The sequence below is a fragment of the Chryseobacterium sp. AG363 genome, assembly GCF_003610675.1.
Lineage (GTDB): Bacteria > Bacteroidota > Bacteroidia > Flavobacteriales > Weeksellaceae > Chryseobacterium > Chryseobacterium cucumeris.
In genome coordinates, this window is sequence record NZ_RAQF01000004.1 from 120125 (window position 1) to 135169 (window position 15045).

Sequence of the window (15045 nt, forward strand, 5' to 3'; positions counted from 1 at the left end):
ATAAAATAATTTAAAATAATTATTATTTCGAAATCGTATTAAAATTTCTTTATCAAAAAAAAGCAAAATGTTTAATTAAGACTCTTGCATTTTAATTAATTTTGCCTTTAATTTACACCCTGTAAAATTTTAAAACAATATAATTTAGTTAAATATGGAAATGAATGTTTCAAAAAATGATGAGCAAGTAGTTGCTAGAAAGGCAGGAGGTTTAAATCCAGCTGTTATTATTCCTATTCTATTTGCTATAGGAGTATGTATTTATTTATTCGTTCTTGGTAGCCCAGGAAACTTTAAGGATGCAGAAAAACTAGGAAGTGGTTCTGTAGCTTTTTCAAGTGTTGAAGGAAAAGACATTCACCCAGAATCGTTTTTAGGTATTATCTACAAAGGAGGGGTTATCGTACCAATCTTGATTACTTTCATGATTACTGTAATCGTTTTCTCTTTTGAAAGATATTTCGTTCTTGGTAAAGCAGCTGGAAAAGGAAACTTAGACAACTTTGTTGTACAGGTAAGAAGCTTACTAAACCAAAACAAAATCGACGAAGCTATCGAAGAGTGTGACAGACAACAAGGTTCTGTTGGTAACGTGGTAAAAGAAGGTCTTACTACTTACAAAGCACTTTCTCACGATACTACATTAAATAAAGAGCAGAAAATGGTAGCGCTTAACAAAGCTATCGAAGAAGCTACTACTCTTGAGATGCCAATGCTTGAGAAAAACATGATGATCCTTTCTACTCTAGGTACAGTTGCAACCCTAATCGCACTACTTGGAACAGTAATCGGGATGATCAAAGCGTTCTTTGCATTAGGTTCAGGAGGTGGTACTCCAGATGCTGCTGCTCTATCTACAGGTATCTCTGAAGCCTTGATTAACACGGCATTAGGTATTGGTACTTCAGCAATCGCTATTATCCTTTATAACTTCTTTACATCTAAAATTGATGGATTAACTTACAAGATCGACGAGATCTCTATGAGTATCCAACAGTCTTTCGCTGAATTCAACTAAGAATTAGCAAGATATTTGCATTAGCAATTAAAAGAAGTTTAATTAAAAATATTTTATAATAATGGCGAGAGTCAAACCTAAAAGACATGGAGTAGTAACGGACATGACCGCAATGTGTGACGTTGCGTTCCTACTTCTTACGTTCTTTATCTTGACCACTCAGTTTAAAAAACCTGACGTGGAGCAGATCAAACCGCCATCTTCAATTTCGGAAAAATTGCTTCCTGATGCTAGTTTAATGACTATCAACGCTACTCCGGACGGAAAATTCTATTTCCAGCCAGTAGAAAATGCATCAGAAAGACTTGCTCTTTTGGATAAAATGGGACAAAAGTATGGGATTACTTTTGACAACAACCAAAAAGCTGCTTTCCAGAAAGTTCAGGCAATCGGAGTTCCAATGAACCAGCTTAAAGGTTACTTGGATATGCCTGCAGATGAGCAGAAAAATTATAGAAGTCCATCAGGAATTCCTATGGACAGTACAAATAAGCAATTAATTGATTGGGTAAAAGAAAGTTTGAGTGTTAACCCTGACTACAAGTTGGCGATTAAAGGTGACGTTACAACACAATACCCTAAAGTGAAAAGCTTATTTGAAGGTTTAAGAGATATTGATTTTCTTAAATTTTGGTTGATTACATCACAAGAAGGTAAACCTAACGAATAATATCGATAGAAATGGCAGAAGTACAAGTACAAGAAAAAGGCGGCAAGGGCGGCAAGGTCCGTTCCAAGAAGCAAAACACCAGAGTCGATATGACTCCGATGGTGGACTTGGGTTTTCTATTGATTACCTTCTTTATGTTCACAACTACGTTCAGTAAACCGAACGTGATGGATTTGGGTCTTCCGGCTAAACCGAAAGATGAAACAAAAAAACCACCTCCAACAGAAATTAAACTTTCTAACTCAATTTCTATCTTATTAGGAAAAAATAATAGAGTTTTCTGGCACCAGCAGGATGCTACATCCTTGAATGACCAAACTCTTATGGAAACTACTCTTGACAGAGAAGGAATTAGAAAAGTAATTCAGCAGGCAAAATCTAGAGCTGCAGATCAAACGAAATTTACCGTGATCATTAAGCCAACTGACGATGCTGTATATAAGAACTTTGTTGATATTCTTGATGAAATGGCAATTACCAAAAGTGAGCAGTACGGGGTTACTGATATCAAACCTTGGGAGAAAGCTATTTATGAGAAAAAAGTAGGAGGTGCTGCTGCACCGGCTGCTGCTACAAAGTAATTTAACCATAAAATTGTTATATCTAATCTATGGCAGATGAAAATGTATACGGTCAGAATCTTACTTTAGACGAGATCGTATTTGAAAATAGAAACAAGGAATATGGTGCCTATGATCTTAGACATCAGTATCCGAGACTTTTAACCAAGTCTTTTATTATCGGAACAGCATTATTCCTTTTGGCAGCTTTGTCTCCGTTCATCTATCTTACGATTAAAAATCTTACAGCTCCGCCTAAGCAGGAAGTGAAGGCAGATCTTGTAGATATTATCGAAGAAGATCCGATTATCGAGCAGCCTAAAGAAGAAGAACCACCTCCACCACCTCCACCTCCAAAAGAAGAGGAGAAAATTGAGGTAATTCAGAACGTAGTTCCTGAGCCTGTAAAAGCTCCGAAAATTGAAACTCCACCACCACCGATTTCTAAGCAGTTGGAAACTACAACTGGTTTACAGAATCAGGAGGGGGTAAAAGCTCCGGCTTATACACCACCACCGCCACCACCATCTACAGGTACTAAAGCTAGTACAGTAGAAGTGAAAGCGAACAACCCTAACGAGATCTATAAAGATGTTGACCAGTCTGCAGAATATCCTGGAGGTATGGGTGCATTGAGAAAGTTCCTGGGTGATAACTTTGATACTTCTTTGATGGAAGGAGGTGAAGGAACACTTAAAGCGAAGCTTAAGTTCGTTGTAGAAAAAGACGGTACTGTTTCGAATGTAACGATTGAAGAGAAATCTCCAAACGGCGACTTCAACAGTGAAGCGATGCGTGTAGTTAAGAAACTTAAAAAATGGACTCCTGCGAAAAGAAACGGGGAGAGCGTTAGATCTTACTATAGCGTACCATTTACTATGAACTTTGAATAAGACTTATTTATTCAAAATATAAATAAAAAGAGAGGCTTATGCTTCTCTTTTTATTTTTTTTGGTATTTTTGTTACATGATGTTCAATTGGTTATCCCTGGTTACGGGATTGTTTTATATCGTTTTAGGAATTGTAGTGATTGTCTACAAATTCTTCTTTACTATTTTAGAGCCAGCTGTTGCTTATGCATTGGGAGTGGTGCTTATTATTTATGGTATTTTTAGAATTTACAGGGCGATCTCAAGAATTAAAAAATCGAGAAATGAAGAATAGTTTCAAGCTTGCAGTAATTTTTGTATTGACTATGATGCTTGCAAGTTGCAAAAAGGAGAAAAACACTCCTTCTTATCACAAAGGTGATCTTACAATTTTTACTGACGAATCTTTTCAAAGCGTTACAGAAGCATTAGCTGACGGCTATATGATCAACTATCCTGAGACACACATCAAAGTAGAAACCAAGAAAGAAGATTTAGGACTTCTTGATCTTTTGAAAGGAAGTGCTAAAGTGGTAGTAATGTCCAGAAATCTTAATCCTGAAGAAATAAAAACATATGAGGAAAGAACAGATTTAAAGTTTCTTCCTGCTAAATTTGCTGCAGATGCAGTAGTTTTTGTTGTTCCTAAAGATTCTCCGAAAGAAAGTATTTCAATAGAAGAAATCAATAGCGGGTTGATGTCTGATAAAAAGGAATTTATTTTTGATGGAACGAACTCCAGTAACCTGAATTTTGTTGCTGAGAAATTAAAAAAACAGCCAAAAGACATGAAATTTTCCATTATTCCGGGAAATCAGAAGATTATAGAGGAGTTAGGAAAATATCCCGATAAAATAGGCGTTATTGGATTGAATACTTTTAGCCGTCCTTATGATAAAACGTCTGAAAAATTGAGAGAAATGGTAAAGATTCTTCCTGTGGTTGAGAAAGGAAAATTATACAATGCGGATTTTGAAGGACTTCGTACAATGAAATATCCGTTTACAAGAGTGCTTTATTTCCTGATTAACGAGGGTAATTTTAATATTGCCAATGGATTTATAAGATTTTCATGTACCCATTTAGGTCAAAAAATTGTACAGAAAGAAGGGTTGCAACCTTATAATATTTATAAGAGAGAAGTGCAGATGCGTTAAAAAATATTAAATTCACAATTTATCCTCATTAAAAATTTTGATTTGGTCTGAAAATTGTGTAGAATAAAACTCAATTATTTGAAAATATAAAATGAAAGATATAATGAATATGAATGTAAAGAAGATTGCTTTTGGAGCAGCCGTGGTATTTTTTACCGGTTTTGCCTCTGCACAGACATTGCAGGATGGTATCAACAGTATAGACAGTGATAAATTTGCGCAGGCAAAAACAAACTTCACTGAAATGATCGCTAAAGAGCCCACAGCTGATAACTACTTCTATTTAGGAAATACTTTCTTAAGACAAGGAGAGCCAGATTACGCTAAAGCAACTGAAAATTTCAATAAAGGCTTAGCGGCTGATGGTAAAAGCTATCTGAACAAAATTGGTTTAGCTGCTGTTAAATTGGGTAAAGGTGATAAAAATGCCATTGCTGAAATTCAGAAAGTAGTTACTGATTCAAGAGAAAAAGATGCTGAAGTTCTTTTCAGAGCAGCAGAAGCTTTAACTCTATTCGAGAAAAACAGTTCACCTGATCTTGCTATTCAGTTTTTGACTAAAGCTATCGAGAAAGCTGAGAAAAAAGGAGTTCCTGCACATTATTATTATACATTAGGAGACGCTTACAGATTGAAAAGATCTCCAGGAGAAGCAATGTCAGCTTACGACAAGGCGTTACCTGTAGCTAAAAATAAAGCTTCCGTTTACACGAGAATGGCTACTTTATGGATGGCAGCACAGGTATGGCAAAAAGCGAAAGAAAGCGTTGATAAAGCAATTGCTGTAGATCCTACATACGCTCCTGCGTACAAAGCATTGGCTGGTTACGATATCAGATACCAGCAAAATGCAAAGGCTACTCAAGACCTTATCAACTATACAAAATATGCTGACGAAGATCCATATACCCAGTTAGAAATTGCTAAATTATACTTCACCAATGAAGATTATGCAAACTCTAAAATGGTATTAGATAAGATTTTTGATAAAATTGATGATCCTATCAAATTCAAATTGAGAGCTTATAATGCATATGCAGATAGAAATTATGCAGATGCCAAGCAAAATATGGATACTTTCGTTTCGCAGGCTGAGAAAACAAGAATATTGCCTGCAGACCAAGGTTTACAGGGGCTTATTGCTGCCGGTTTAGCAAAAGATGAAAAAGATGCAGCTAAAAAATCTGCTTTAATGGCTGAATCTCAGCAAAAAGTAGGTATTGCAAAAGCTGCTAAGGATGAAACAATGAAGTGGGATCTTGAATTGGCAAACATCGCAGGTGGTGGTGGAGCTTCTCAGGCAGAAGCTGACAAAGGACCTACTAATCCTGAAATTGAAGCATTGAAACAGAAAGTTGCTGCCAACAGCCAGGATTCTGATTCATTATTTAAGTTAGCAACAGCTTATCAGGATGTTAAAAACTGGAATGGAGCAATTCTTACATGGCAAAAAATGTCAGCACTTCTTCCTGATTGGGCTCCGGCTTATTACAGCCAGGGATATTCTTACCAGCAGGCAGGAAACAATGAAGCAGCAAAATTGGCTTATGAGAAATTCATCAGCACAGTAAAACCTGCTGATCAGGAAGCTAACAAACAGACCCTTGCTTACGCTTACTTTGCAGTAGCATATATGAGTAAAGATTCTGATATGGCAAAAGCAAAAGATTATGTAGCTAAATCTTTACAGCTAGACCCTACCTATCAGGATGCTGTAAAATTAAATGCAGAAATCAACAAGTAATTTAAAATTTAAATTATAGATATTAAAACTTCCCATGCGTAATGTTTGGGAAGTTTTTATTTTAAATCCTATCTTTGAGTTTATGAAAACTGATATACTTGCTTTTGGTGCACATCCTGACGATGTAGAACTTGGATGTGGCGGAACTATTGCTAAAATGGTTTCTGAAGGAAAAAAATGCGTTGTTGTAGATCTTACCAGGGGAGAGCTTGGAACAAGAGGTACAGATGAAACCAGAAAGACTGAAGCAGCAGATGCAGCCAAAATCCTTGGGCTTTCCGCAAGAGAGAATCTTGGAATGAAAGATGGATTTTTGGTAAATTCCGAAGAATATCAAATGAGGATTGTAAAAATGATCCGCAAATACAGGCCAGAAATCGTCTTGGCTAATGCAATTGATGATAGACACCCGGATCACGCAAAAGGAGCGAAATTAGTATCGGATGCGTGCTTTTTGTCCGGACTGAGAAAAATTGAAACCGTACTGGAAGGTGAATCTCAGGAAGTATGGAGGCCAAAACATATTTTTCATTATATTCAGTGGAAAGATATTAAACCGGAATTTGTTATTGACATTTCAGAATACCTGCCTAAAAAACTGGAAGCTTGTATGGCGTACAAAACTCAGTTTTATGACCCAACTTCTAAAGAACCTGAGACTCCCATTACCACAAAAGACTTTTATGAAAGCTTAACGTACCGTGCACAGGATTTAGGGCGGTTATCGGGAGTTGCTTATGCTGAGGGCTTTACGTCTGAAAGATTAATTTCTTTGAAAAATTTTGATGGAATTGTTTGGTAGTTGAAGAAATTGTCCTATATTTGCACTCAGAAAACGGTGATTGTAGCTCAGTTGGTTAGAGCGTCGGATTGTGGTTCCGAAGGTCGTGGGTTCGAGACCCATCATTCACCCAAAGAAAGTACACTTTTTGAAAGTGTACTTTTTTATTTTGTACTAATTTCAGCAGTCGTTGAAAGTTTCTTTTTTTACTTTTTTCTCTAAAATTTTTCACGTATTAAGTTTATAATCTTGAGCCAACGCATAAAAATGGTATTCTTTGATCCTTTAAAATAAATTCATGGATTGATGATTGAAACTTTTATATTTGTCTAGCCGGCTTCAAGGGAAATATTTCTCTTTAAGATGATCTCAAAAATCAAAACTATTACTATGAAAAAACTCTTTGCAATTCTCACGTTATTATTTGTTCTACAGTCTTATGCTCAATCTTACTATAAAAATCTATTTGATGAGAAGCATTATGATACATCTTTAGGCAATTCAGACAGCCCTGATCAGGCTGAATTTGCTTGGGGTGTACCTGCCCATATGGAAGCATTAGTATTAATGTATGAAAAAACGCACGACCCTAAATATGCTAATACTTTGATACAATGTATGGGTAATGTAATTGATAGAAGGGACGATCTTAGAGGCCAGGTGCCTGGTCTAAATCAAATTTTTGATTATCGTAATGTTTCAGGTGCTGCCTGGTCGCATAATCACTACAATTATCCAAAGGCGGATTCGGGAAAGACTTACGCTCATTTAGTACATAGTGCAAACATAATTTACCCTATGGCTAAATTTGCTGCTATTGTTAAAAATGATAGTAGTATTCAAAATATACTATATCAATCAGGAGGGCGTTATAATGATATGACTTTTAAAAATATTGCTGATGATCTTAAACAAAAGATAAAAGAAACGCTTCTTTATCACAAAGGCCAATGGTTTACAGAGTATAATTCTAATCCTAATGATAGTATAGGTTATTATAAAGAAAGAGATTCTCTTAATGTTAATAGTAATCCTCCAATAAAGTATAAAGGTGTAATTGCTCCCTTTAATATGCAAAGCTCTATGGGAAGGGTTTTGGTACAAATGTATAGAGCAACAGATGATCAAAGTTATCTTAAACAGCTTAATAAAATAGCTAATTTTTTAAAATTAAATACTTCTGTTAATAATAATCTGGGGTCATATACTTGGATATATTGGAATCATTTTTATTTACGTGATGATATATCCCATGCAGGCTTAACGGTGAGTTTCCCATATGAATGCTATAGATATAATATAAAGAATAACTCCAACGATTCTCTTTATACATCTTTAGATATGGAGAGATATGTTAAAACTTATACAAAAGATATTTATCAGGGTCCTTTATCAATAAATGATGCAGTGAATTATAATGGGTTAAAATGGAATATTAAATATAGTACTATAAATAATCTTCCAACAGATATTAATACTAAATATGGCGCATATATTTCCTACATGTGGTTATATCTCTCAGCGGAATATGATAAAAAGATATATCAGATAATCGCAGACTTACAAGCGGCAAAAAATTATTATGATCATATCAATGTAGAAGGGTCTGCTTTGACACTTGCACTTTTAGCAACTTATGAAAAATTTATTGTACCTGTGAATACTTATCATTTGTGGGGAGAAGATTCTGATTGGAGAGGTGTAGCAAAGGGTAATTTTGATGGAGACAGTGATGATGAGTTTGTGAAAATCAGGAATTATGATGGGTTGATAGGTACTTTGGAACCTGATGGGAAGAGCTTTCATACTGTTACAAACAGCATCGCTTATGGAGGTAATTATAATTGGAAAGGATTGGGTGCTGGTGATTTCTTTGGAGATAATAAAAGCGAAATCATTGCATTAAGTGATCATGCTGATTTTAATAAGAATGGCTTTTATATTTTTAAAATTGAAAATAACCAAATTGTTGAGCAGTCAAAATTTACAGGGTTTGGAACAGACTCAGATTGGGTAGGAACCACTGCCGGAAATTTTATCAGTGGAGGCAAAGATGATTTTGTTGCAGTGAGAAATTATAACAAAGAAGTAAGAGTGTATAAATTTAATGGTACTGATCCTGAATTGGTTTATTTTAATCAGCTCAATCTGCCTGCAAATTCTAAAATTAAAGCGGTGGCAGCCGGTAATCTTGATGGAGTTGGTAAGGATGAAATTGTAGTGTTGGTTGATGCTGATGATTATATGCAGAATGGGGTGTATGTTTATAGTATTGATGATAATGGAGTAATGACTCTTATTGATAAATCTATAGGGTTTGGGGCAGCTTCAGACTGGAAAGGATTGGCTGTTGGAAATCTGGATGGTGATGAAGCAGATGAAATTATTGCTCATAGAAACTTTGATGGAGATTATAAAGTTTTTAAAATGAAGGAATCAAATGGGGCTAAATATTTAGATAATATTGGGCTTGAAAGCTTTCCTGCAGTGCAAACCCAAAATAATGTAATGTGTTTTGGAAACTTCGATTCAAGTTCAAAAAATGATGAACTGGTTACTCTTAGAAAAGATGGCGGTATAGTGATGTTTTCGGCTGCAAAAGTTGTCAAAAATCCTCCTGCTGCCAGTAAGCAAGCAGATCCATGTCAGAATGAGGTACCGGAAGTATTATTTAGCTTCCTGAATCCGGATCACTATAATAACTAAATTGCTCTAAAATTCATTTGAATTTTAAAATTATAATATGAAAAAACTTTTTACCGTTCTCACCTTATTATTGATATTAAAATCTCATGCTCAATCCTATTATAAAAATCTATTTGATAGTAAGCAGTATGATGTTGTGCCTCTTAATTCAACAAGCCCCAACCAAGCAGAATTTTCATGGATTGTATCTGCTCATATGGAAGCATTGGTGTTGATGTACGAAAAGACACATGATGTAAAATATGCTAATGTTTTAATAGGGACTATGGGCAACGTGATTGATAGGAGAGATGATCTTAGAGACCAATTACCACCTAATATAGGTGTAAGTAATATTTCCGATTACCGTGGAATTTCTGGTGCAGCCTGGTCTACCAATCATTATAATATAACCCCGGATTCAGGAGGAACTTATGCTCATGTAGTACATAGTGCTAACATAACTTATCCTATGGCTAAGTTTGCAGCTATAGTAAAAAAAGATACTACTATTCAAAATACAATGTATAATTCTGGTGGCCGTTATAATGGGTTGACTTTTAAAGTTATCGCTAATGACCTTAAACAAAAGGTAAGTGAAACACTTATTTATCATAAAAATCAATGGTATACAGAACCCAATAATATGATAGGTTACTATAAAGAACGTAATGATAATCCACCAATAAATAATGCAGGTGAAATTTTACCTTTTAATATGCAAAGTGCAATGGGAAGAGTATTAGTACAGATGTATCTGGCAACAGATAACCTGGATTATCTTACACAAATTAACCAAATTGCCAATTTTTTAAAAGCAAATACTTCTTTTAATGCTAATTTGCAGTCTAATAAATGGACCTATTGGAAAAAAGATACTTCGCGGGAAGATATTTCTCATGGTGGTTTAACCATATCTTTTCCCTATGAGTGCCATAAATATGGTGTTTTGAATGGTAGTACACCTATATATACGGATTCTGATATGAATGCCTATGCCAATACTTTAACTAGAGATATTTATCAATCCCCTTTGTATATAAATAATGGAGTAGATTATTCACTAATTTCTTGGAATGTAAAGTCTGGACCTGCTAGTGGCGTGGACATAAGTACCTATACTTGTTTTCGATGGGCGTGCTTATCTGTATATGATAAAAAAATATATCAATTACTTGCTGAGATACAAACGGCAGAAAATTATTATACGCCATTAACACCTGAAAATTCTCCCTTAGCAGTTGCTTACTTAGCTTATTATGAAAACTTAATTGTACCTGTCAATACGGAACATGGGTGGGGGTCGGGCTCTGATTGGAGAGGATTAGCAAGTGGTAATTTTGATGGTGATGATGCCCATGAATTTGTTGTTATTAGAAATTATGACGGGATGATAGGGACTATGGAACCCTATGGTAAAAAATTTCATTCTGTTACAAACGATAAATATTATAATGGTCAATATAATTGGCGAGGCATAGCAGCAGGAGATTTTTTTGGTGACAATAAAAGTGAGATTGTAACATTAAGTAATCATGCCGATCCTGGTAATAATGGAGTCTATATTTTAAAAATTGAAAACAATAATATTGTTGAACATACAAAATCTACCGGTTGGGATGGGCAATCTGATTGGGTAGGTACTGCAGCAGGAAACTTTATTACCGGAGGAAAGGATGATTTTATTGCTGTCAAAAATTTAAATAAAGAAGTACTTGTTTTTAATTTCAATGGGACTACTCCTCAACTGGTTCATACTAACGCTCTCAATCTGCCATCGAATTCTAAAATTACGGCGGTAGCATCAGCTAATCTTGATGGTGCAGGTAAAGATGAAATTGTTTTGCTTGTAGATGCTCAAGATTCTGATTATAACGGGATCTATGTTTACAATATAGATGATAATGGTGTAATGACAAAAATAGCTCAATCTACAAATTGGGGTTCAGGTTCAGAATGGAGAGGATTAGCTGTTGGAAATCTGGATGGTAATGGAGCAGATGAAATTATCGTTCATAGAAATTATGATGGTGAATATGTAGCGTATACACTAAATGGGAATATTTTGAATAGTACAGGTGTTGAAAGATTTCCTATCCTACAGACCCAAGACAACATCATGTGTACTGGAAATTTTGATTCAAGTTCAAAAAATGATGAACTGGTTACTCTTAGAAAAGATGGCGGTATAGTAATGTTTTCTGCAGCCAAAGTTATCAGAAGTAATTTTAGTAGTAATAAGCAATTAGATCCATGTAAGAATGAGGTGCCGGAAGTATTATTCAGCTTTAAATCAGCATCTTTTAAAAGGGACGATATAAAAGAAATATCTGTAAGATAACAAGATGCGGGAATAAAAATATAATATTAATAGAACGGGCTTCAGCCCGTTTTTTATGCATAGATAGTTTTAGCGCATAAAAAAAGCATCTTTTTCAGATGCTTGTGTTTTTAGATATTCTTTTTTAAACCTCGTCGTCAGAATCTATTGTGTAAGATCTGCTTTTGAAGTCTTTGTCATGTTTTTCTGAAATTACATCCTCACCCTTTTCATTAATGATGAAATCTGTGGACTCATTAAACATCTCCTGGAAACTCTTAAAATCTTCCTTGTAAAGGTAAATTTTATGCTTCTCGAATGTAGCTTCCCCATTCTCTCCGAAATTCTTCTTACTCTCAGTGATTGTAAGATAATAATCTCCTGCTTTCGTCTCGCGCACATCAAAGAAATAAGTTCTTCTCCCTGCTTTTAACACCTTCGTGAAAATCTCATTTTCATGGCGTTCCTTGTATTCACTCATTGTTAGATATTTTTTAATCTTGTTAAGAACAAATATAAAAGAATTCTTTTAATCACAAAATTTTTTTTATGATTTATTTAACAATTGAGAATGAAATGGCTAAGCGGTTACAGAATTGGCAATTTCGGTTAGGTTGATAATCTGATGGGCTTTTTGTGCGCTAGACTCTCTGTGTGTGATAATTATGGAAGTTGCGTTACTGATTTTTTTGTCAATATTTTCCAGAATATTCTGCTCCGTTTCTGTGTCTAAAGCGGACAGAGAATCATCAAAAATAATGATATTAGGATTCTTAATTAAGGCTCTTGCGATACAAATTCTTTGCTTTTGCCCCCCCGAAAGCATGACCCCGCGTTCACCTACAAGTGTTTTATATTGGTCTTTAAACTCTATAATATTTTTGTGAACATCTGCAATATTGGAATACTCTACTACTTTCTCATGAGAAGGATGATCAATGGCAAAACCAATATTATTTTCAATAGAATCAGAGAATAAGTAGCTCTCCTGAGGAATATATCCGATAAAGTTTCTGTAGTTCTCCAGATTATGGTCTTTCAGGTTTTTACCATCAATTAAAATTTCCCCTTCTGTAGGATCTATTAATCGGCATAATAGCAAGGCAATTGTTGATTTTCCACTACCGGTTTTCCCCATAATAGCTAATGATTCTCCGGCTTTTACTTTAAAACTTAGATTGTCCAGGGCTTTAATTCCTGTATTTGGATATACGTAAGAGACATTTATGAATTCTATATCTCCTTTGATTGGATAGTTTTCAAAATTAGTATTAATAATCTCCGATTTTTTATCCATAAATTCATTGATCCTCTGCATGGATGCTTCAGCTCTCTGGTTGACAGAAGTTACCCAACCTACCATGGAAAAAGGGAAAATCAGGGTATTGATATACATAAAGAAATCAGCAATCTTACCAATGCTTAATTCTCCGGCAATATATTTTGTACCTCCAATCCAGATAATAGCAACATTTAATAATCCGATGACAAAAAGAATAATGGTGAAGAAATAGGCTTCTGTTTTGGCAAGATCTAAAGCTTTATTCTGATAATCGGTGACTTTGATTCCGTAGTTTTTTTCAATGTATTTTTCTCTGGCGAAAAATTTTACCACACGGATTCCGGAAAAACTGTCCTGAACAAAAGTTGAAATCGCAGACTGGCTTTTCTGCATGATCTTTGATTTTTTATTGATAATAGAACTTACCTTATAAATGGCAAAAGATAAAATAGGAAGTGGAAGTAAAGTCCACATCGTCATGGAAGCATCCGTTTTTACCATGTAAATAGCAGTAATAATTACCAGTACAATGAGGTTGGCTACATACATTACCCCGGGACCAAGATACATTCTTACTGCCACCACATCTTCACTTAATCTGTTCATCAAGTCTCCGATAGTAGTTTGTTTATAATCCGTTAAAGATAAATCCTGATAATGTCTGTAGATTTTATTTTTAAGTTCGTATTCTATTCTTCTGGATGCAACAATGATGGTCTGTCTCATCATAAAGGTAAAGAATCCGGTTAAAAGAGAACATCCTACAATAATTCCAACATAAATCAGAACCTGATTGTTAAAGCCAAGATTCCCATTTTTTGTAAGTTCATCCACAGATTTTCCTACAAACTGAACCTTATATATATTAAAGAAATTACTGGCAATGATAAAGAGTACCCCCCAAAACAATAGTATTTTGTGTTTCCAAAAATAGGGGTTTAAGGTTTTAAGCGCTTTCATATAGTTGCACAAAATTACAAAAATGTCATCACACTACGAATTTCATCAATTTTAAATTTCGTATCTTTGCAGCCATAAAAAAGCTCTTTGAATGTTAGGAAGACGACAAATCCGTGAAAAAGTAGTACAGACCGTGTATTCTTACTACCAAAATCCTGTAAAATTTGATGTTTTAGAGAAAAACATGTTTGCCGGGATAGAGAAAATCTATTATCTATACATCTATCAGCTCAACTTTTTGGTGGGTTTGAAAGATTTGGCAGAAAATCAGATCGAAATTGGTAAGAATAAATTTCTTAAAACTGATGCTGATATTAATCCTAACCAAAAATTCATCAACAACCAGGTATTGCTTAAGCTGGAAGAAAATCCTGAAAGATTATTTTTTACAGGGCAGCACAAGCAGTTGAAATGGGATATGCATGATGATTTATTGGTAAAAACTTTCCAGAGAATTACTGCTGGGAAACGTTATCAGGATTTCATGAAAGAAGAAGGATATTCTTTTGAAGAAGATCAGAAATTTATAGGTAAATTATTTCTAAGGTATATTGCTGAAAATGAAGATTTTCATGACTATTTAGGTGATAAGGAACTTTCATGGTATGATGATATCCATATCGCCAATTCAATGGTACAAAAAACAATCGGTTTCCTGAGAGAAGATGAAGAAAGCAGAACTCTGATCAAAATGATTAAAGATGAAGAAGATAAAACATTCGCTTCAAAATTGCTAAGAGATACCCTGAATAACTGGGAAAACAATGAAAAGAAACTGGAAGAAAGACTGGAAAACTGGGATCTGGAAAGAGTTTCTCTAATGGATAAAGTAATTTTATCTACAGCCATTGCAGAGCTTGATAACTTTGCTTTCACACCTTCAAGAGTGATCATTAATGAATATATTGAAATTGCAAAAGTATTTGCTACAGACCGTTCCAATATCTTCATCAATGGTATTTTAGATAAATATTGTAAAGATCAAAATAGAATATAA

Annotated in this window: 13 protein-coding genes and 1 tRNA gene; 12 read left to right on the forward strand and 2 right to left on the reverse strand. The window is 34.7% G+C overall.

Going from position 1 to position 15045, the window contains the following annotated elements:
• Positions 1-154: 154 nt before the first annotated feature.
• From DEU39_RS16820 to DEU39_RS16870, 11 genes are all read left to right on the forward strand, one after another.
• Positions 155-1018 carry a MotA/TolQ/ExbB proton channel family protein gene (locus DEU39_RS16820; RefSeq protein ID WP_034693032.1) on the forward strand — a complete coding sequence of 288 codons (864 nt, stop codon included), beginning with the start codon at positions 155-157 and terminating at the stop codon, positions 1016-1018.
• Positions 1019-1079: 61 nt separating this feature from the next.
• Complete coding sequence (locus DEU39_RS16825; RefSeq protein ID WP_120232720.1) at positions 1080-1688, forward strand: ExbD/TolR family protein; 609 nt, start codon at positions 1080-1082, stop codon at positions 1686-1688.
• Positions 1689-1699: 11 nt separating this feature from the next.
• The gene (locus tag DEU39_RS16830) at positions 1700-2269 is read left to right on the forward strand and encodes a biopolymer transporter ExbD (RefSeq protein WP_062675756.1); all 570 of its coding nucleotides are present in this window, start codon (positions 1700-1702) and stop codon (positions 2267-2269) included.
• Between the two features lie 29 nt (positions 2270-2298).
• Positions 2299-3141 carry an energy transducer TonB gene (locus DEU39_RS16835; protein ID WP_062675757.1) on the forward strand — a complete coding sequence of 281 codons (843 nt, stop codon included), beginning with the start codon at positions 2299-2301 and terminating at the stop codon, positions 3139-3141.
• A 75-nt stretch (positions 3142-3216) separates the two neighbouring features.
• Positions 3217-3414: a DUF308 domain-containing protein gene (locus tag DEU39_RS16840; RefSeq protein WP_171006307.1), complete on the forward strand. Its 198-nt coding sequence runs from the start codon at positions 3217-3219 to the stop codon at positions 3412-3414.
• Positions 3404-4276 carry a PstS family phosphate ABC transporter substrate-binding protein gene (locus tag DEU39_RS16845; RefSeq protein WP_062675758.1) on the forward strand — a complete coding sequence of 291 codons (873 nt, stop codon included), beginning with the start codon at positions 3404-3406 and terminating at the stop codon, positions 4274-4276. The genes DEU39_RS16840 and DEU39_RS16845 overlap by 11 nt, the downstream gene beginning before the upstream one ends.
• Positions 4277-4367: 91 nt before the next feature.
• Positions 4368-6020 (forward strand): tetratricopeptide repeat protein, encoded by a 1653-nt coding sequence (locus DEU39_RS16850; RefSeq protein WP_120232721.1) that lies wholly within the window; start codon positions 4368-4370, stop codon positions 6018-6020.
• Positions 6021-6102: 82 nt separating this feature from the next.
• Complete coding sequence (bshB1, locus tag DEU39_RS16855) at positions 6103-6822, forward strand: bacillithiol biosynthesis deacetylase BshB1 (RefSeq protein ID WP_062675760.1); 720 nt, start codon at positions 6103-6105, stop codon at positions 6820-6822.
• A 35-nt stretch (positions 6823-6857) separates the two neighbouring features.
• Positions 6858-6933, forward strand: a tRNA-His gene (locus tag DEU39_RS16860).
• Between the two features lie 258 nt (positions 6934-7191).
• A complete protein-coding gene (locus tag DEU39_RS16865) occupies positions 7192-9507 on the forward strand; it encodes a hypothetical protein (protein ID WP_147367603.1) in 2316 nt (771 codons plus the stop codon).
• A 37-nt stretch (positions 9508-9544) separates the two neighbouring features.
• Positions 9545-11827, forward strand: coding sequence for a VCBS repeat-containing protein (locus DEU39_RS16870; protein ID WP_120232723.1), 2283 nt, complete (start codon positions 9545-9547; stop codon positions 11825-11827).
• 124 nt (positions 11828-11951) lie between these two features.
• Here the strand turns inward: DEU39_RS16870 and DEU39_RS16875 are convergent, their stop codons facing one another.
• Together DEU39_RS16875 and DEU39_RS16880 are read right to left on the reverse strand one after the other, a co-directional pair.
• Positions 11952-12287, reverse strand: coding sequence for a DUF3276 family protein (locus tag DEU39_RS16875; protein ID WP_002976288.1), 336 nt, complete (start codon positions 12285-12287; stop codon positions 11952-11954).
• Between the two features lie 99 nt (positions 12288-12386).
• Positions 12387-14048, reverse strand: a complete 1662-nt coding sequence (locus DEU39_RS16880; protein WP_120232724.1) for an ABC transporter ATP-binding protein — start codon at positions 14046-14048, stop codon at positions 12387-12389.
• Between the two features lie 91 nt (positions 14049-14139).
• Here DEU39_RS16880 and DEU39_RS16885 point away from each other — a divergent pair, with 91 nt between their 5' ends.
• Positions 14140-15045, forward strand: coding sequence for a transcription antitermination protein NusB (locus DEU39_RS16885; RefSeq protein ID WP_062675764.1), 906 nt, complete (start codon positions 14140-14142; stop codon positions 15043-15045).

Bases quoted from the DNA above. Each gene is read 5' to 3' on its own strand.
- DEU39_RS16820 (WP_034693032.1), top strand. From the start codon at position 155: ATGGAAATGAATGTTTCAAAAAATGATGAGCAAGTAGTTGCTAGAAAG.
- DEU39_RS16825 (WP_120232720.1), top strand. From the start codon at position 1,080: ATGGCGAGAGTCAAACCTAAAAGACATGGAGTAGTAACGGACATGACC.
- DEU39_RS16830 (WP_062675756.1), top strand. From the start codon at position 1,700: ATGGCAGAAGTACAAGTACAAGAAAAAGGCGGCAAGGGCGGCAAGGTC.
- DEU39_RS16835 (WP_062675757.1), top strand. From the start codon at position 2,299: ATGGCAGATGAAAATGTATACGGTCAGAATCTTACTTTAGACGAGATC.
- DEU39_RS16840 (WP_171006307.1), top strand. From the start codon at position 3,217: ATGATGTTCAATTGGTTATCCCTGGTTACGGGATTGTTTTATATCGTT.
- DEU39_RS16845 (WP_062675758.1), top strand. From the start codon at position 3,404: ATGAAGAATAGTTTCAAGCTTGCAGTAATTTTTGTATTGACTATGATG.
- DEU39_RS16850 (WP_120232721.1), top strand. From the start codon at position 4,368: ATGAAAGATATAATGAATATGAATGTAAAGAAGATTGCTTTTGGAGCA.
- bshB1 (WP_062675760.1), top strand. From the start codon at position 6,103: ATGAAAACTGATATACTTGCTTTTGGTGCACATCCTGACGATGTAGAA.
- DEU39_RS16865 (WP_147367603.1), top strand. From the start codon at position 7,192: ATGAAAAAACTCTTTGCAATTCTCACGTTATTATTTGTTCTACAGTCT.
- DEU39_RS16870 (WP_120232723.1), top strand. From the start codon at position 9,545: ATGAAAAAACTTTTTACCGTTCTCACCTTATTATTGATATTAAAATCT.
- DEU39_RS16875 (WP_002976288.1), bottom strand. From the start codon at position 12,287: ATGAGTGAATACAAGGAACGCCATGAAAATGAGATTTTCACGAAGGTG.
- DEU39_RS16880 (WP_120232724.1), bottom strand. From the start codon at position 14,048: ATGAAAGCGCTTAAAACCTTAAACCCCTATTTTTGGAAACACAAAATA.
- DEU39_RS16885 (WP_062675764.1), top strand. From the start codon at position 14,140: ATGTTAGGAAGACGACAAATCCGTGAAAAAGTAGTACAGACCGTGTAT.